At 73.6% G+C, this 17,761-nt stretch carries 12 protein-coding genes and 1 pseudogene; 3 read left to right on the plus strand and 10 right to left on the minus strand.

The window, feature by feature from the left end; genetic code table 11:
* From BMW88_RS39750 to BMW88_RS39790, 9 genes are all read right to left on the minus strand, one after another.
* Positions 1-1,056: a pyridoxal-phosphate dependent enzyme gene (locus BMW88_RS39750; RefSeq protein ID WP_089962100.1), complete on the minus strand. Its 1,056-nt coding sequence runs from the start codon at positions 1,054-1,056 to the stop codon at positions 1-3.
* Positions 1,056-1,295, minus strand: coding sequence for an MbtH family protein (locus BMW88_RS39755; protein ID WP_281249524.1), 240 nt, complete (start codon positions 1,293-1,295; stop codon positions 1,056-1,058). Before BMW88_RS39755 ends, BMW88_RS39750 begins: the two co-directional genes overlap by 1 nt.
* On the minus strand, positions 1,295-4,624 hold the full coding sequence (locus BMW88_RS39760; RefSeq protein WP_089962104.1) for a non-ribosomal peptide synthetase: 3,330 nt from the start codon (positions 4,622-4,624) through the stop codon (positions 1,295-1,297). Before BMW88_RS39760 ends, BMW88_RS39755 begins: the two co-directional genes overlap by 1 nt.
* Complete coding sequence (locus BMW88_RS39765; RefSeq protein WP_089962106.1) at positions 4,621-7,437, minus strand: condensation domain-containing protein; 2,817 nt, start codon at positions 7,435-7,437, stop codon at positions 4,621-4,623. Before BMW88_RS39765 ends, BMW88_RS39760 begins: the two co-directional genes overlap by 4 nt.
* Positions 7,431-9,302 (minus strand): non-ribosomal peptide synthetase, encoded by a 1,872-nt coding sequence (locus tag BMW88_RS39770; RefSeq protein WP_089962108.1) that lies wholly within the window; start codon positions 9,300-9,302, stop codon positions 7,431-7,433. Before BMW88_RS39770 ends, BMW88_RS39765 begins: the two co-directional genes overlap by 7 nt.
* A 271-nt stretch (positions 9,303-9,573) precedes the next feature.
* Positions 9,574-10,971 (minus strand): amidophosphoribosyltransferase, encoded by a 1,398-nt coding sequence (purF, locus tag BMW88_RS39775; protein ID WP_089962110.1) that lies wholly within the window; start codon positions 10,969-10,971, stop codon positions 9,574-9,576.
* Between the two features lie 17 nt (positions 10,972-10,988).
* Positions 10,989-12,257, minus strand: coding sequence for a Zn-dependent hydrolase (locus tag BMW88_RS39780; protein ID WP_143116499.1), 1,269 nt, complete (start codon positions 12,255-12,257; stop codon positions 10,989-10,991).
* Between the two features lie 146 nt (positions 12,258-12,403).
* A complete protein-coding gene (locus BMW88_RS39785; protein WP_143116500.1) occupies positions 12,404-15,373 on the minus strand; it encodes an AfsR/SARP family transcriptional regulator in 2,970 nt (989 codons plus the stop codon).
* 84 nt (positions 15,374-15,457) lie between these two features.
* The gene (locus tag BMW88_RS39790; RefSeq protein ID WP_089962116.1) at positions 15,458-16,078 is read right to left on the minus strand and encodes an LOG family protein; all 621 of its coding nucleotides are present in this window, start codon (positions 16,076-16,078) and stop codon (positions 15,458-15,460) included.
* A 142-nt stretch (positions 16,079-16,220) separates the two neighbouring features.
* On the opposite strand from BMW88_RS39790, the gene BMW88_RS42585 reads away from it, so the two are divergent.
* The 3 genes and pseudogenes from BMW88_RS42585 to BMW88_RS39800 all read left to right on the plus strand — a co-directional run bounded on the left by BMW88_RS42585 (position 16,221) and on the right by BMW88_RS39800 (position 17,224).
* Entirely contained in the window at positions 16,221-16,364 is a 144-nt protein-coding gene (locus tag BMW88_RS42585; RefSeq protein WP_177221663.1) for a hypothetical protein, read from the plus strand.
* Positions 16,365-16,635: 271 nt separating this feature from the next.
* A pseudogene (locus BMW88_RS44610) lies at positions 16,636-16,755 on the plus strand (winged helix-turn-helix transcriptional regulator); the annotation flags it as partial.
* Between the two features lie 112 nt (positions 16,756-16,867).
* Complete coding sequence (locus BMW88_RS39800; protein WP_089962121.1) at positions 16,868-17,224, plus strand: YciI family protein; 357 nt, start codon at positions 16,868-16,870, stop codon at positions 17,222-17,224.
* Between the two features lie 202 nt (positions 17,225-17,426).
* Here the strand turns inward: BMW88_RS39800 and BMW88_RS39805 are convergent.
* Positions 17,427-17,761 (minus strand): transposase (locus BMW88_RS39805; RefSeq protein WP_143116501.1); only part of this gene is annotated, 335 nt, incomplete at its 5' end.

Consider the following 17,761-nt stretch of genomic DNA (forward strand, 5'->3'; position numbering starts at 1 on the left):
TCAGGCCTTTCCGAGGAAGCGCACCGGGTCGTGCGCAGGCGTCGGGCGCAGCAGGTCGTCGTGCAGCTCGATCCCCTCGCGGCGCAGGTAGTCGTCGTCGAACAGGGTCCGCAGGTAGTTCTCGCCGATGTCGGGGGCGATGCACACGGGCCGGGTGATCTCGGGGTGGCGGACGAGGTGGTGGACGCACCCGGCGAGCACCGCGCCGCTGGACCCCCCGACCCGCAGCCCGCACCAGCGATCCAGCGCGCGGCAGAACGCGAACGCCTCCTCGTCGGTCACCATCTCGTGGCCGTCCACGGTGTCGGCGCGCAGGAAGTCCGACCGCCTGCTCGCCCCGATGCCCGAGAGCCTGCGCGCGCCGGGCCGGTTCTCGAACACCACCGAGCCGACCACGTCGACACCGATGACCCTGGTGGCCGGGCTCGCGGTCCGCAGGTGCTCCGAGACGCCCGCGATGGTGCCGCCGGTGGACACCGCGACGAACACGGCGTCCACCGCCCCGCCGGTCTGGCGCAGGATCTCCGGTCCGGTGCCGTCGCGGTGCGCGGCCGGGTTGGCGGGGTTGGCGTACTGGTTGGGCCAGACCGCGCCGGGGATCTCCCGGTGCAGCCGCGCCACGGTGTCCAGCCGCGTCAGCAGGTAGCCGCCGGTGTCGTCGGGCTCGGTGACCCGGTGCAGCAGCGCGCCGCGCTCCCGCATCCGCTCGGCCACCACCGGGGACAGCTTGGGGTCCACGACCGCGTGGAACGGCAGCCCCAGCTCGCCGGCGAGGTGGGCCAGGCTGACCCCGAGGTTGCCCGACGTGGACTCGACGATCGCCGACGCGCCGTCGAGCGCGTCCGGGCCGATCGACTCGAGCAGGCTCGCCGCGGTCCGGTCCTTGATGGAGCCGCAGGGGTTGTGCCCCTCCAGCTTCAGGCCGATCCAGCGGCGCGTCCCGGCGATGTCGAGTCCGATGTGGACGATCGGGGTGTTGCCGACCGTCGCCCGGAACGCGCCGAGCACCTCGGCCGAGCTCCGCCGGCAGACGGTGGTGGCGCGGGCGTAGACCATCAGTTCCCGTCCCCTGGGACGGCGGCCGTCGCGGCCATCTGCTCGCGCAGGCTACGGGGCCGCATGTCGACCCAGACCTCCTCGATCCGGGCGAGGCACTCGTCCTTGGTGCCCGCGGTGCCCTCGGCGGTCCAGCCGGCCGGGAGGTCCCTCCCGCGCGGCCAGATCGAGTACTGCTCCTGGGTGTTCACCACGACTTGGTAGTCCATCTTCCAGTCCTCCTCAGGGGTCGGCCGGATCAGCCGAGCAGGGGTTGCGACGCCAGCTCGGCGAGCGCGTCGTCGTCGGTCATCGCCGACACGTCGGCCAGCACCGCGGCCTCGACGTGGTCGGCGACCTGGGCCAGCACGGTCCGGTCGAACATCAGGTTGGGCGCGAGCTCGGTGCCCACCCGCGAGCCGATCTGCACCACGGCGCGGATCGCGAGCAACGAGTGGCCGCCGAGTGCGAAGAAGTCGTCGTGCGCGCCGACCCGCTCCACGCCGAGCACCTGGCACCACACCCCGGCGACCAGCTCCTCGACCGGGGTGCGCGGCGCGACGTAGGCGGCGCGCCGGGCCGAGGACTCGTCCGGCAGCGGTAGCTGCTTGCGGTCGAGCTTTCCGTTGGGGTTGCGGGGGAACTCCTCGAGCAGCAGCGCGGTGGACGGCACCGAGTAGCTGGGCAGCTGGCGCTTGAGGTGGTCCAGCACCGAGGCCGGGGTGAGCACGGCGCCCGCGACCGGGACGGCGTACGCGACCAGCCTGCGGTCACCGGGGCTGGGCTCCCACACGCCGACGGCGCCGTCGTCGACGTCGGGGTGCGTGTGCAGCGCGGCCTCGACCTCGCCGATCTCGATCCGCGCGCCGCGGATCTTGACCTGGCCGTCCACCCGGCCGACGTGCACGACCTGGCCGTCGGCGCGGACGTACCCGCGGTCGCCGGTGGCGTAGAGCCGCTCCCCCGGCCGGTGCGGGTTGGGCCGGAACGCGTCGGCCGTGCGGCGCGGGTCGCGCAGGTAGCCGCGGGCCAGGCCCGCGCCGCCGACGTGGATGTCACCGAGCACGTTGACCGGCACGGGCTCCAGGTGCTCGTCGAGCACGTAGGTCTGGCAGTTGTCGACCGGGAAGCCGATCGGCACCGGCACGCCCTCCGCGGTGTCGGTCCCGTCGCAGACGTGCAGCGACGAGTCGATGGACGCCTCGGTCATGCCCCAGGTGTTGTCCAGCGCGACGGTGTCGCCGAACCGGTCGCGGAAACGGCGGACCAGCTCGGCGCTGATCGCCTCGCCGCTGGAGAGCAGGGTGCGCACCCTGGCGCTGATCTGCGCGCACTCGTCGTCGGTCATGGTGTCCAGGACCAGGCCGAGCATCCCCGGCACGAACTGGACGTGCACCGCGCCGTGGCGCAGGGTGGCCTCGATGATCGCCCTCGGGTCGCGGTGGCGGCCCGGTTCGAGCAGCGCCACCCGGCCGCCGGCCAGCAGCGGCCACAGCAGCTCCACGGCGGAGTCGCCGAAGGTCAGCGGCGTCTTGAGCAGCACGGCCTCACCGGGCCGCAGCCCGTGCGCGCGCTGCATCCACTGCATGCGGTTGGCCCAGCCGGCGTGCCGGCACATCACGCCCTTGGGCGCGCCGGTCGACCCCGAGGTGTAGAACACCGCGACCAGGTGTTCGGGCGTGACGCCCGTGTCGGGCGGCGTGTCCGGCTCGCCCGCGGCGGCCGCGAGGTCGGGGGTCAGCACGATCGGCTCGCTGCCCAGCTCGCGAACGGTGTCCGCGAGGTCGGGGCGCACCAGGCAGACGGGCGGGCGGGCGGAGTCGAGCAGCTGCCGCACGCGAGGCGCCGGCGCCTCGGTGCCGATCGGCAGGTAGGCACCGCCTGCCTTGAGGATGCCCATCAGCGCGGGCAGCAGCTGCACCGAGCGGTCCAGCAGCACGCCGACCGGCACGTCGGGCCCGACGCCGTGGCGGCGCAGCAGGTGCGCGATGCGGTTGGCGTGCAGGTCGAGGTCGCGGTAGGAAAGCTCGGCGTCGTCGCCGGAGACGGCGACCGCGTCCGGGGTGGCGGCGGCCTGGGCGGCGAAGAGCTCGTGCACGCAGGCCGCCTCGCGCGGGAACTCCGAGGCGTTGCGGGTGTGCAGCAGGGCGTGCCGCTCGTCGGCCGGCAGCAGCGGCAGCCGGCTCACCGGGCTGTCCGGGTCGGTGACGGCCGCGCGGAGCAGCACCTCGTAGCAGTGCTGCAGGCGGCGCACGGTGGCGACGTCGAACAGCGCGCCCCGATACTCCCAGAGCCCTTCCAGCTCGTCGCCGCGGTCGATGAGCGACAGGGTGAGGTCCAGCGCCGAGGAGTTGGTGAACACCTGCTCCGGGGTGACGGTCAGCCCGGACAGCGCCAGCGGGCACGCGGGGGTGTTGTGCAGCTGGAACATCACCTGCACCAGCCGCTGCCGGCCGGGGTCCCGCTGTGGCGCGAGGCGCTCGACGACCTGCTCGAACGGGACGTCCTCCCGGGAGTAGGAGTCCAGCGCCCCGTCGCGCACCCGCGCCACCAGCTCACCGAACGCGGGGTCGCCGGTGAGGTCGACCCGCAGCGGCAGGGTGTTGACGAAGAACCCGACGAGGCCCTCCAGCTCGGTGCGGGCCCGGCCGGCGGTGGGCGCCCCGATCACCATGTCGCTCTGGCCGCTGTGGCGCGACAGCAGCGTGCCGAACGCGGCGAGCAGCACCATGAACGGCGACGCGGACCGCGCCTTGGCGAACGCGGCGACGGCGGCGACCAGGTCGGCGGGCAGCCTGTGCGCGAGCGTGCCACCGCCGAAACCGCTGTCCGCGCGGGGTTTGCGGTCGAACGGCAGCGCGAGCGTGTCGGGCACACCGGCGAGCCGCTCAGCCACCTCGTCCACCGCGGACTGGAAGGCCGGTCCGGTGCTCCGGGCCCTCTGCCAGGCCGCGTAGTCGCGGTACTGCACCGGCAGCGGGGCCAGCGGTGACGGCCGACCGGCGGCGAACGCGTCGTACAGCGCACCCAGCTCGCGGTTGAGCACCGACTCCGACCACCCGTCGGCGGCGATGTGGTGCGCGCACAGCAGCAGCAGGTGCTCGTCGGCGCCGAGCCGAGCCAGGTGCCAGCGGAACGGCGGTGCGGTGTCCAGCGCGAACGGCAGCTCGGCCGCCTCCCTGGCCCAGGCGCGCCCCGCGGCGAGCGGGTCACCCGCGGCACTCAGGTCGTGCACCGGCGGGGCGGGCAGCGGCTCGGGCAGCGGTTCCTGCACGGCAACGCCCTCCACACCGTCCACAGTGGAGACGCGGTGCACGGTGCGCAGCACCGCGTGCCTGCGCTGCACCTCGGCGACGGCCTCGGCCAGCGCTGCGGTGTCCAGCGGCCCGGCGAGGTGGAAGGAGAACGCCAGGTTGCTCACCGAGCTGTTGGGCTCGAGCCGGTCGTAGAGCCACATCCGCTCCTGGCTGAACGACAACGGCACCGGCAGGTGCGGCGGCTGGTGCGGCAGCACGTCGGCGCGGGCCTTGCCGTTGCGCCGGGCGAGCAGCCTGGCCTCCAGCTCGCCGCGTCGGGTCTGGTCGATCACTGGTCTTCCCTTCCCGCCGAGTCGGCGATTTCCAGCACCGCGGCGGCGAAGTCGCTCAGCAGCGGGTTCTCGAACAGCACCCGGACCGGCACGTCGAGACCGAACTCCCGGTCCAGCCGGGTGCGGACCTGGCTCGCGAGCAGCGAATGCCCGCCCAGGTCGAAGAAGTCGTCCTCCAGCACGACGTCGTCGAGGTGCAGCACGTCGCACCAGACCTCGCCGATGATCTGCTCCACCGGGCCGGCCGGTGCCGTCCTGGTCTCCGCCGGCGCTTCGGCCTCGACCGGTCCGGGTGCTGTGGTCTCGAGCAGTTCGAGCACGCCGCTGCGGGACCAGCGAGCCGGCACCCCGGTCCGGTAGAGCCGGGACGCGGGACCACCGAACGGGTCGGGCAGGTAACGGGCCGCGGTGCCGGCCGGGCTGCCGGGCACGCCGCGGGCGATGGACGGTCCGCCGAAGCACAGCTCGCCGCGCACGCCCGCAGGCACCAGGTGCAGCCACTCGTCGAGCACGTAGACGGTGCCGCTGGCGGCGGGCACCCCGACGCCGAGCGTGCCGCCAGGCGGCTCGTCGGCGGGGGCGTGCAGCGCGCACCACACACCGGCCGGCACGTCGTACACACCGCGTACGCAGCGGTCGAGCCGCTTGCCGAGGCCGCGGGCGAGCGGCAGCGCGTCCACGTCGCCGAGCACCACCACCTCCGCGTCGGCGGGCAGGTCGGGCACCCGGTCGGTCTCGTCGGCGTCGACCACGACCAGCGCCGCACCCGTGACCGGTCCGTCGCAGACCGCGAGCCGGGCACCGGCGCACAGCGCGAGCGTGCTCTCGAACAGCGCCGCGGCCGAACCGGTCCGGCCGCGCAGCGGCACCACCACGTCCCGGCCGATGCCGAACTCGGCGCGCTGGAAGGCGATCAGCCCGGCGAGTGCCCGGTAGCTGAGCATCATGTGCCCGCCCCAGCGCGGTTCCGCCAGCAGGTAGGCGTTGGCCTCGGGCACCGGCGGCACACCGGGCGGATCGGCCGGCCAGGCCGCGATCGTCGCCGCGTCCTGGTCGACGTGCACCACCGCGGGGCCGTGCCCGGCGGGGCGGGTCGCCCCCGCCTCGGTGACCACGACCCGGCAGCGCGGTGGGGCCGCACCGTCCACGGGGGAGCTCAGATCGACCACGACCCCACGGGCGCGCAGCACCGCGAGCTCCGCGACCACCCGGTCGGCGCCGGTGAGGGCGACCCCGACCAGGGTCTCGCGCCGCACCCCGAGCGAGCGCAGGTGGTGTGCCAGCCGGTTGGCCTTGTCGTCGAGATCCGCGTAGGTGAGCGGCTCGGCCGAGGCGACGGCGATCGCGTCCGGCGCGCGGCGGGCGATGTCGACGACCGGGTCGTGGACGGCTTCCGCCCAGCCGTCGACCGGCAGCGCGGTGCCCCGGCCCCAGCCGAGCAGCTGCAGCCTCTCGTCGGGGTCGACCAGCCGCACCGCGGCGACCGGCGTGTCCGGGTGGGCGACCATGGCGCGCAGCAGGGTCAGGTAGTGGCGCTGCATCCGCCGCACCGCGCCGAGGTCGAACAGCCGCACGTCGAAGTCCCAGACCCCGACCAGCCGGCCCTCCTCCTTGAGCACGGCGAGGATCAGGTCGACCGGAGCGGGTTCACTGGCCATGCGCAGCGGCTCGACCCGCACGTCGGCGAGCTCGACGCACTCCCGGTCGATGTCGGCGAACTGCATCATCACGTCGAAGAACGGCTGGCGGTCGGACTCGCGGCGGGGTTGCAGCTCCTCCACCACGCGATCGAACGGCACCTCCTGGTGGGCGTAGGCGTCGAGCACGGTCTCGCGGACCCTGGCCAGCACCTCGCGGAAGGTCGGCTCGCCGCCGACGTCCATGCGCAGGGCCACGGTGTTGGTGAAGAACCCGATGACGCCCTCGGTCTCGGCCCTGGTCCGATTGGCGACGAGGCTGCCGACCACGTGGTCGGGCTGGCCGCAGTAGCGGGCGAGCAGCACGCTGAACGCGGTCAGCAGCACGGTGAACAGCGACGACCCGGTCTCGGCCGCCAGTCGCTCCGCGTCGGCGACGAGGTCGGCGGGCAGCTCGATCTCATCACTGCCGCCCCGGCCGCGGGGCGCTCGCCCGCGCGGGCGGCAGGTCGGCAGCTCCAGCCGGGCGGGCAGGTCGGCGAGGTGGCGGCGCCAGTGGTCGAGCTGGCGGTCCAGCCCGCCGCCGGCGAGCTGGTCACGTTGCCACACCGCGAAGTCCGCGTACTGGATGTCCGGCTCGTCGAGCGGCGCCGCGATGCCAGGGGCGGCGTGCGCGGCGTACCGCTCGACCAGCTCGGTGTGCATCAGCCGCAGCGACCACGCGTCGCACACCAGGTGGTCGAGCACGACGAACAGCACGTGCTCCTGGTCGGCCACGCGCACCAGGTGCGCCCGCAGCAGCGGACCGCGTTCCAGGTCGAACGGGATGCGCAGCTGCGCCTCGGCGAGCGCGTCCAGCGCGGCCTCGCGGTCGGGCCGGTCGCTGAGGTCCACGTCGGACACCGGCACCGGGGCCGGTGGCGCGATCACCTGGAGCAGCTCGTCGCCGTCGTGCTCGAACGTGGTGCGCAGAACCTCGTGCCGGCTCACCAGGTCGGTCACCGCCGCGCCCAGCGCGGCCCGGTCGACGCGGCCGAGCAGGCGCCACCCGAACCGGATGTTGTAGGCGGACGAGGAGGAGTCGACCTTCTCCATCAGCCAGAGCCGCTGTTGGGCGCGTGAAGCGGGGGCGACCGTCTCCTGGGTGGTGTCCTCGACCGTCTCCTGGTTCAGCACTGTGCTCTCCCACTGTCCTGAGTGGTATCGGTTCTGGTGGCGCGGGTCCTGGTGGCCCGCGCGGCGCGGCCGATCGCGGTGGGTGCGGCGGCACCGGCGGTGACCGCGCGGTCGGTCACCGCGGCGAGGTCGGCCAGGCGCGGCGCGTCGTAGACGTCGCGCACCCGCAGCTCGACACCCCACCGGCCGCGGATCCGGGACACCACCTGGGTCGCGGCGAGCGAGTGCCCGCCGAGCCGGAAGAAGTCGTGACCGCGACCGACGCGCGGCACGGCGAGCACCTCCTGCCAGGTGCTGGCGAGGAACGCCTCGGTGGCCCCGACCGGTGCTTCGTAGCGCACGTCCGCGCCCGGCCCTGCCGGTTCCGGCAGCGCGGCCCGGTCGAGCTTGCCGTTGCGGGTCAGCGGGAGCGCGGCGAGCCGGACGAACGCGGTCGGCACCATGGCCGCGGGCAGCGCCGCACCGAGCGAGGTCCGCAGCTCCTCGTCGTGATCGGCGTCGTGGTCGGCACCGGGCTCCATGACCAGGTACCCGACGAGCACGGGGTCACCGGGTGCCCGCTCGCGCACGACCGCCGCCGCGTCGACCACCCCCGGCCGGGCGCGCATGGCCGCGGCCACCTCGTCCAGCTCGACGCGCATCCCGCGGATCTTGACCTGGCCGTCGGTGCGGCCGACGAACTCCAGCGCGCCGTCCGGGCGTCGGCGCACGTGGTCACCGGTGCGGTAGCGGCGGGCGCCGGGCGGGCCGCCGGGATCGGGCACGAACCGCTCCGCGGTCATCGCCGGGCGGCCGAGGTAGCCGCGCGACACGGCGTCGCCACCGACGCACAGCTCCCCCACCGTCCCGGCCGGCACCGCGTCGCCGCGCTCGTCGACGACGGAGACGACCCGGTCGCCGACGGCGCGGCCGATCGGGATCGCGGCCGCGGTCAGGTCGGCCGGCTCGATCTCGCGCACGCAGCTGAACACCGTGCACTCCGACGGGCCGTAGCCGTTGACGATGCGGGTGCCCGGCAGCGCGGCAGCGGCCGCGGCCACGTGCGGCACCGACAGCGACTCACCGCCTGCCATCAGGTACCGCACCCCGGTGAGCAACGCGGGGTCGACGTTGACCACCGCGTTGAACGCGGCGGCGGTGAGCCACAGGACGGTGGCGCCCCTGGCCGCCGCCCAGCGCACGACCGCCACCGGGTCGGTGGCATCGCCCTGGTACACCGCCAGAGCGCCGCCCGAGAGCAGCGCCGGGTACACGTCGAGCACGTGGCCGTCCCACGACTGCGCGGAGTGGTGCACCGCCACCGCACCGGGACCCCAGTCCGCGTAGCCGTCGCCCGCGAAGAACCCGGGGACGTTGCGGTGGCACACCAGCGTCCCCTTGGGCCGGCCGGTCGAGCCGGACGTGTAGGGCACGTAGCAGAGGTCGTCCGGCGAGACCTCGACCCCGGGATCGGTGTCCGGTGCCACGGCGATCGCGGGGTCGTCCACCCGCACCACCGGCGCCGGCGTGAGCGTCCACCGCAGACCGCCGCCGACCACCACGAGCGGGACCGCGCACTCGGCGGCCATCACGGTGAGCCGGTCGTCGGGCAGGCCGTCCTCCAGCGGTACGTACGCCGCACCGGTCTTGAGCACGGCGAGCATCGCCACGACCGAGTCGACCGAGCGGCGCACCCGCAGCCCGACCAGGTCGCCTCGACCGGCACCGAGACCGAGCAGGTGGTGGGCGAGCCGGTTGGCCCGCCGGTCCAGCTCGGCGTAGGTCAGGGTGGTGTCGTCGGAGAACACCGCCCGCGCGTCGGGCGTCCTGCGTGCCTGCCGGGCGAACATCTGGTGCACCACCGGCACCGCGAACTCGTTCGACACCCTGGCCTCCTCAAGGTCCAACCGCGACGGTTCCCACCGTGGCGGGTGCGGTTATCGGTGGGTTATCGACCGCGGAGCAGCGGCGATGCCCGGTGGCGGACGGCGTCCGCCGATCTGCACGGGCTCCATCCGCCCGAGGTGCACGAGCGCCACCCGCCCGACGGGCGCGAGCAGCCTCAGCCCATCTGCACGGCTACCACCCGCCCGACCTGCACGAGCAGCGCCAGCCCATCTGCACGGCCACCACCCGCCCGACGGGGTACGAGCAGCCTCAGCCGATCTGCGCGGGCACCGTCCGCTCGAGGTGCACGTGCCCGGCCGTCGGCACTGCCGCCGGGTACACGCCGGTGAAGCAGCCGGTGCAGGCCGGGCCGCCACCGGCCGCCTCGACCATGCCCCGCACCGACAGGTAGTTCAGCGAGTCGCCGCCGACGAGGACGCCGACCTCCGCCACGGTGCGGTCGCTGGCCACCAGTTCGGCCCTGGAGCGCATGTTCACGCCGAAGAAGCAGGGCCAGCGCACCGGTGCCGAGGACACGCGCACATGCACCTCGGCAGCGCCCGCCCGGCGCAGCAGCTGCACCACCTCGCGCATCGAGGTGGACCGCACGATCGAGTCGTCCACCACGACGACCCGTTTGCCGGCCACCGCCTCCGGCACCACGTTGATCTTCATCCGCACCCCGAGGCTGCGCTCGAAGTCGCTGGGTTTGATGAACGTGCGGCCGAGGTACTGGTTGCGCACCAACGCTTCCACATATGGCAGACCGGATTCCTGCGCGTAGCCCATGGCAGCCGGTCTGGCGGTGTCGGGCACCGCTGTCACCACGTCGGCCACCGCGGGTGCCTCCCGGGCGAGCAGCACGCCCATCGCGTGCCGCATCCCCTGCACCCGCACCCCGTCCAGCAGCGAGTCCTGACGGGCGAAGTACACCCGCTCGAACACGCAGGGCGCCGGCCGGGCGTCGGCGAACAGCTCGCCGCGCGTTCCCCGGTCGTCGATCGTGACCAGTTCGCCGGGTGCGACCTCGCGCAGCAACGTCGCGCCGAGCGTGTCCAGTGCGACGGTCTCGGACACGACCACCAGCCCGCCGTCAGGAAGCCGGCCGAGGCACAGAGGCCGGAACCCCTGCGGGTCGCGCGCGGCGTACAGAGCGCCGGTGGTGGCCACCACGATGCTGAACGCGCCCCTCACCTGCGGCAGCACCGCGCGCAGCGCGCCTGCCACGTCGTCGGTCCGGTCGGCGAGCGCGTCCACCAGCTCCTGGGTGTCCGCACCGCCGGCCACCGCGTCCGGCGACCGTTCCCGGTCGCCGATGCCGGTCAGGTTCCCGTTGTGCGCCAAGGCGAACGCCGAGCCGAGCCGGGTGATGCCCAGCAGCGGCTGGATGTTCGCCTCGGTCGAGCCTCCCGCCGTCGCGTACCGCACGTGCCCGACGGCGACATGACCGCGCATCGCGGCCAGCTTCGCCTCGTCGAACACCTGCTGCACCAAGCCCATCCCACCGGCCTGGCGCAGGGTGCGGCGGTCGCCTGTGACCACGCCCGCCGACTCCTGACCCCGGTGCTGCAACGCGACCAGGGCATAGGAGCACAGCCGGGCGACGTCCGCGTCGCGGTGCCACAGTCCGGCCACACCACACGCCTCACCCACCTCGTCAAGAGGCATCGTGCTCTCCTTCGGGGTCAGAGCGACACGGCGGCGCGGAACAGGACCTCGGCGCCGGCCACCAGATCGGCGGGGGCCGTGTCCTCCTCCGGCACGTGGCTGACCCCGCCCCGGCTGGGGACGAAGATCATGCCGATGGGGGCGATCCCGGCGATCACCTGCGCGTCGTGGCCCGCCCCGCTGGACACGACCGCGTGGTCGTGGCCCAGCGACTCGGCCGCGGCGACGCACGCCGCCCGCAGCCGGTCGTCGGTGATCACCGGGTCCTGCCGCATGGCAACGCGGATCTCGGCCCGCACCCCGGCCGCGGCGGCCGACGCGTGGATCGCCGAGCGCAGTTCGCGCTCCACCACGGCGAGGCGAGTCCGGTCCAGATCGCGCACCTCGGCGGTCAGCCGAGCCACCCCGGGAACCACGTTGGTGCTGTTGGGTTCCACCTCGATCCGGCCGGTGGTGCTGACCTGGCAGAGGTCGCGGGTGGCGGCGAGCTCGCGCACCCCCAGCACCACCGCCGCGGCGGCGACCAGCGCGTCGTGCCTGCCGGCCATCGGGGTGGTGCCCGCGTGCCCGGCGCGGCCGATCAGGTCCACCGAGAGCACGGTGCGGCCCACGATGCCGTCGACGATGCCGATGGGCAGCCCGGCCTGTTCCAGCACCGGCCCCTGCTCCACGTGCAGCTCCAGGTACGCCGCGATCGAGCCGAGCGGCCACGCCGCGCGGGCGACACCGTCGAGGTCGCCGCCGGACCTGGCCAGGGCCGCGCGCAACGGGTTACCCAGGTAGTCGACGGGCTCCGGACCGAACTGACCGGCGCGGCCGGCGATGGCCATCGACCCCCAGAACGGCTGCGGGAAGGACGATCCCTCCTCGTTGGCGAAGCCGGCCACGACCAGCTCGTGGCGGCAGTCGAGGCCCTGGTCGACGACCGACTGCAGCGCCTCCAGCGCGGCCAGCACACCGTAGGCGCCGTCGAGCCGGCCGCCGTTGACGACGGTGTCCAGGTGCGACCCGATCATCAACACCGGTTTGCCACCGCGGACCGGGCCGCGCAGCAGGAGGTTGCCCGCCGCGTCGACGCTCGCGGTGAGGCCGCCCTCGCGGGCCCACTCGGACACCAGCCGCACGGCGGCGCGGTCGGCGTCGCTGAAGGCCGGCCGAGTGATGCCACCCCTGGGGTCGGCGCCCACCCGCGCCAGCGCCTCGATGCGACCGAGCAGTCTGGACCCGTCGATGGTCGGCCGGGACCCGACGGCCACACCGCCCACGACGGTTGCGTTGCGGGCCATGCCGGTCACGCTTCCCGGCCGACCGGTCCGACCACTTCGGACAGTTCACACGCGTGCCAGGGCATCATGGTTGTTCCTCCCGCGTCGGGAAAACTGGACGGCGGCACGCGGTCTCGCCGCGGCCGTCACCAAGGTCCCGACCCGGGTTATCGAAGGCTTATCGCCGTTCCGGCGCGGATCATCGCGAGCAGGCGCGCCGCCCGGTCGGTGAGCTGCTCGGTGCAGGACCGCGTGAGCACGGCCAGCGCCAGCACGACCGCCTCCTCCGCGGCGTCCGAGGCCCCCAAGGCGTGCAGCTGCTCGGCGAGGTCCAGCCGCACCTCGGCGCCGCCCATCTGGTCACCGGTGCGTTCGCACACCTCGATGGCGGCGAGAAGCGACTCGCTGCCGGCACCCGGATCACCGAGCCTGGCCTGCACGACGCCGATCTTGGCCAGAGCCCGCCACTCGCCGACCCGGTCGCCGTGCGCGCGGACGATCTCGAGCGCGGCGCGCAACGACGCCTCCGCCTCGCGCAGGCGGTCCTGGCTGAGCGCGACCACCCCGAGGTGGTAGCAGACCTGGGCCTCGACCCGGTGGCTGCCGACCTCGCGGCAGATCACCAGCGACCGGTTCAGCAGCGCCTCGGCCGTGTCGGGCTCGCCGCGCAGGATGTGGGTCTGCGCGATGTTGTTCAGCACGTGCGCGACGCCGACCCGGTCACCCGCCTCCTCGAAGGCGGCCAGTGCCAGCCGGTAGCGGTCCATCGCCGCGTCGGGGTCGCCGTCGATGCGGTCCAGCGTCGCCTGGTTGCGCAGCACCAGCGCCCGGCCCAGGGCGCAGTCCAGGCCCTCGAACAGCTCCAGCGCCCGCTCCAGCGACGCCCTGCTCAGCGCGACCTCCTGCCGGGTGATCTGCAGCGACGCCAGCGAGCACAGCACAGCGGCCTCGCCCATGGCGCTGCCGGCGCGGCGGACGGCGATCAGCGCCTGTTCGTGGCTCTCCCACCAGTCGTCGAAGTAGCTGCGCGACTCGAACAGGGTCACCGCGCCGACGGTGAGGTCCCAGCACTCCTCCGCCAGCCCGCACTCGGCGGCCTGGCGCATCGCGGCCAGCGCGTCGGCGCGGACGTGGTCGAGCCAGCTCAGCGGCACGGCCAGCATGGTCGCCACGTAGCCGGCGTCGAGCGACCAGCGGGGCGCATCGCCGCGCAGGCGGGTGAAGTCGCCGCCGTACTCGCGGCGGTGCGCCTCGTCGAACAGGAAGAGCCAGCAGCCCAGGACGCGGCGCACGGTGTCCAGGCGGGTGGCCTCGTCCTCCTCGGCGGCGAGCCGTTCCCGCGCGTAGACCCGGACGAGCTCGTGACAGCGGTAGCGCGGGTTGCCCGCCGGGTCCTCGCCCGCGAAGTCCACCAGTTGCGCGTCCACCAGCGTCTCCAGCACCGAGACGCCGTCGGCGATCGACGTGTCGAGCACCGCCGCGGCGTACCACTCGCCGAACACCGTGTTGTCCATGCCTGCCAGGCGGCGGAGCAGGGTGCGGGCCCGCTCGGGCAGCGGGTCGACGGTGAGCGCGAGGCTCGCTCGCACCCCGAGGTCGCCGTAGGTCAGCTCGTCGAGACGACGCCGCTCGTCCAGCAGCCGGGTGACCATGGCCGACAAGGACCAGTGCGACCGCGCGGCGAGCCGGGCGCCGAGGATGCGCAGTGCCAGCGGCAGCCCGCCGACCGCGGCGACGAGCTGGGTCGCGGCGTCCCGCTCCGCCGCCACCCTGGCCGGTCCGACCAGCCGCGACAGCAGGTCGATGCCGGTGTCGGTGTCCATCTGCTCCAGCTCGACGAGCCGGGCGCCGGGCAGGCCGGTCAGCCGTGACCGCGAGGTCACCAGCACCACGCAGGCCGCGCTGCCCGGCAGCAGCGGGAGCACCTGGCCCTCGTCGCTCGCGTCGTCGAGGACGACCAGCACGCGCCGGTCGGCGAGCAACGTGCGGTAGAGGTCGGCCCTCTCCGCGAGGTCCTCGGGTACGGCGGCGCCCGGCACCCCGAGCGAACGCAGGAAGCGGGACAGGACGGCGGAGGAGGCGGCCGGGTTGCCGGTGCCGTGCAGGTCGGCGTAGAGCTGGCCGTCGGGGAACGACCCGGTCTGCAGGCGTTGCGCGATGTGCACCGCCAGCACCGACTTGCCGACTCCGCCGGCCCCGGTGACCACGACGATCGGCATCACCTCGGTGGAGCCGTCGACCAGCACGTCGATGTGCCGCAGCTGGTCGGCGCGCCCGGTGAAGTCGGCGATGTCCATGGGCAGCTGCCGGGGCACGAGCTGGGTGACGGTGGTGGTGTCCGGTTGGCCGGCGGCCGTGGCGGGGTCCACGTCGTCTTCCTCGGCGAGGATGCGCTGTTCGAGTGCCCGCAGCTCCGCCCCCGGCTCGAGACCGAGCTCGTCGACCAGGCGTCGGCGACCGTCCCGGTAGGCCTGCAGCGCCTCGGAGGTGCGGCCGGACCGGTGCAGCGCGATCACCAGGAAGCCGAGGAGCCGCTCCTGCAGCGGGTTGGCCGCGACGAGGTCGCGCAGCTCTCCCACCAGCTCGCGGTGCTTGCCCAGCGACAGCTCGAGGTCGACGCAGCTCTCCACGACCTGCAGCCTGCGCTCGGTGAGCCGGGTGGCACTGGCCCGGACCACCTCGCTCGGCACGCCGTCGGCGACCGGTCCGCGGAACTGGGCGAGCGCGGTCCGGAACAGCGCGACCGCCGTCGCCTTCTCCCCCGCCTCGACCGCCCGGTGCGCCTCGGCCACCAACTGGTCGAACCGCAGCACGTCGAGCTGGCTCGCGGCCAGGCGCAGCAGGTAGCCGGGCGGCCGGGTCAGGATGGTCTCGGGCTGGCCGGGCAGTTGCAGGAACCGCCGCAACGAGGACACGCAGATCTGGATCTGCACGCGGGCCGTGGCCGGCGGGTCGGTCTCCCACACCGCGTCGATGAGCCGCTCGATCGACACGATGCGGTTGGCCTCGAACAGCAGCATCGCCAGCACGACCCGCTGGCGCCCTGCCGGGACCTGCAGGCTCACGTCCCCCCGGCTGACCGCGAGCGGCCCCAGCACGCGGTAGTGGAGACGGGAGTCCTCGGCATGCCCCGGCACAGTTCTCCCCCCTGGCACGCCGTGCACAGTCCTCCCCTCCCCCGGCGCGCCTCACCCCGCCGACGCACCTCGTCACCTTCTTACCTAATCGGCGCCTGAACTGTGAGCAAGAGCCAAACAGGTGACGGCGGAGTCGTGGGAGGTACGCGCCGCGACACCGGTGACGAAGTCGACTGCCGCCTCCGGACTGGCCGTGACCTGGTAGTACTCGTCGAAACCCGGCCTGGTGAACCCGCGCTGGTGCACATCGGTGAACAGGGCGCAGAGCGCGTCCCAGTGCCCGTCGACGTCGACCAGGGCCAGCGGCTTGGGGCACTGCCCGAGGTACGCCAGGGCGATGACCTCCAGCACCTCGTCGAGGGTGCCGAAGCCGCCGGGCAGAGCGACGAACGCGTCCGCCCGGTCGATCATGAGCCGCTTGCGCTCGAACATGTCGTCGGTGACGACGAGGTCGGTGCACACGGCCTGCTGGACGCGGTCCAGCTCGTAGAGGAACCGGGGCACCACCCCGGTCACCACCGCCCCGGCGGCCGCGGCGGCCCGCGCGGTCACCTCCATGAGCCCGACCCCGCCCGCGCCGTAGACGAGCCGGTGGCCGCCCATCCCGATGGCGTGCCCGAGCCGCTCGGCGGCGACGGCGGCGGCGGGCGATCCCGGTCGGGCCCCGCAGAAGACGGTGATGGTGCGCGATTCGATGCTGGTCATGCCCGCGACTATCGGCACGGTTCTTATCAGGCAGACATCGACGTCCCCGTGAGGACCGATAACCCACCAATAACCAGCGCTCCTAGCGTCAGCCGCATCAGCTCCACCGAAGTCCCCTCCACCGACGAAGGGTGCGACACCGATGTCGACGATCCGCTCCGCAACCGCCGCTCTCCTCGCCACGCTCGCCGTCACCCTGTTAGCCACCGGCACCGCGTTCGCGGACGACGACACCCCATGGACCCGCGGCGGCAACGCCGGCCTCGCCTGCACGCAGCAGTGCTGACACCCTCGGCCCCACCGCTGCCGAGCCCGCTGTTCCCGCGGGCTGCCGTTCGCACCGGTTGATCAGCCCGCCGAGGATGCGCACCCAGCCGCACCTCAGGCCCGCGCCAGCGGCGTCGGCACCCGACCCGCTCCGCCACCGCACCGGCTGCCAGTCACCCCGACCGCGTTCAGCGGCGGACGCGGCGAATCACGAACGCCACGGCGACGTCCGGCTCAAGGCGGACGGTCTCGTCGCGCGCACCGTCCACACCGCGTCCCCTCCCCAGGTCGAACACGGTCTCACCGAACTAGGGCGGAGCTTGAGCCCCGTGGTGGAGCACCTGAATGCCTGGGGCGAGCATCACCGCAGTTCAGCCCGCGAATCACGGTCGAGCGCACTCCCCTCGTGACGGAGCAGCTCAAGCGGGACTGGATTTTGCCGTTTGTCGATCCGACGCCCCGCGCTGTACCTCGTAGGGTGAGGCCGCCTGTGGAGGCGGCCCGCACCGAGAGGTTGACGACGTGGCGAAGTACATGATCCTCATCTACGGCGACGCCGAGCAGTGGGCAGCGATGACCGAGGAGCAGTGGCAGGCGCACCACGCCGGTCACGGGGCATTCATGGCCAAGGCCGGCGCCCGCCTCCTCGACGGTCAGCAGCTCGAGGCGACCACCGCGGCCACGTCGCTGCGCGCGGACGCCGGAGGTCAGGTCCAGGCCACCGAAGGCCCGTTCCTGAAGACCAAGGAAGGGCTCGGCGGCTACTACCTCGTCGAGGCGGCCGACCTGGACGAGGCACTGGAGTTGGCGCGGCTGCTGCCGGAACTCAACTACACGCACAGCGGTCTGGAAGTCCGCCCGCTGGTCGAGCGCGGGTGACCGACCCGCACGACGAGGTCGTCGCGGCGGTGAGGGGAGGCCCACCGCCGCGGCTGGGCCAAGGTGTTCGGCGTGACCGCCCAGCTCAGCTGGGATCCAGAGCGCGTTCAGCCCGGAGCACTCGTTCGAGTTCCGCCTGGAGATGATCCTGGACGGTGTGGCGAAGCCGGTCGCCTCCCGCTGAGCACGACTAGGCGGTGTTTTAGATGTGGCGTAGCCAGATGTTGATGGCGGCGACGTGGACGGTGGCCTGGTAGCGGGTGGCGAGTTTGTCGTAGCGGGTGGCCACGGCCCGGTGTTGCTTGAGCAGGTTGATGCCGCACTCGACGGCGTGGCGCTGTTTGTAGACCTGCCGGTCGATCGTCGGTGGCCGCCCACCTGCGGAGCCTTTGGCCTTGCGATGGGCGGCCTGGTCACGGGGCTGGTCGATGGTCGCCTTGATCTTCCGCTGCCGCAGATAGGCACGGTTGGCTTTGGAGCTGTATGCCTTGTCCGCCAGAACCCGGTCCGGACGTGTCCTGGCGCGACCGGGGCCCA

Source organism: Lentzea xinjiangensis (genome assembly GCF_900110955.1).
Taxonomy (GTDB): Bacteria; Actinomycetota; Actinomycetes; order Mycobacteriales; family Pseudonocardiaceae; genus Lentzea; species Lentzea xinjiangensis.

Coding starts and splice junctions, on each gene's coding strand:
- BMW88_RS39750 (WP_089962100.1), bottom strand. CDS start 1,056: ATGGTCTACGCCCGCGCCACCACCGTCTGCCGGCGGAGCTCGGCCGAG.
- purF (WP_089962110.1), bottom strand. CDS start 10,971: ATGCCTCTTGACGAGGTGGGTGAGGCGTGTGGTGTGGCCGGACTGTGG.
- BMW88_RS39780 (WP_143116499.1), bottom strand. CDS start 12,257: ATGGCCCGCAACGCAACCGTCGTGGGCGGTGTGGCCGTCGGGTCCCGG.
- BMW88_RS39790 (WP_089962116.1), bottom strand. CDS start 16,078: ATGACCAGCATCGAATCGCGCACCATCACCGTCTTCTGCGGGGCCCGA.
- BMW88_RS42585 (WP_177221663.1), top strand. CDS start 16,221: ATGTCGACGATCCGCTCCGCAACCGCCGCTCTCCTCGCCACGCTCGCC.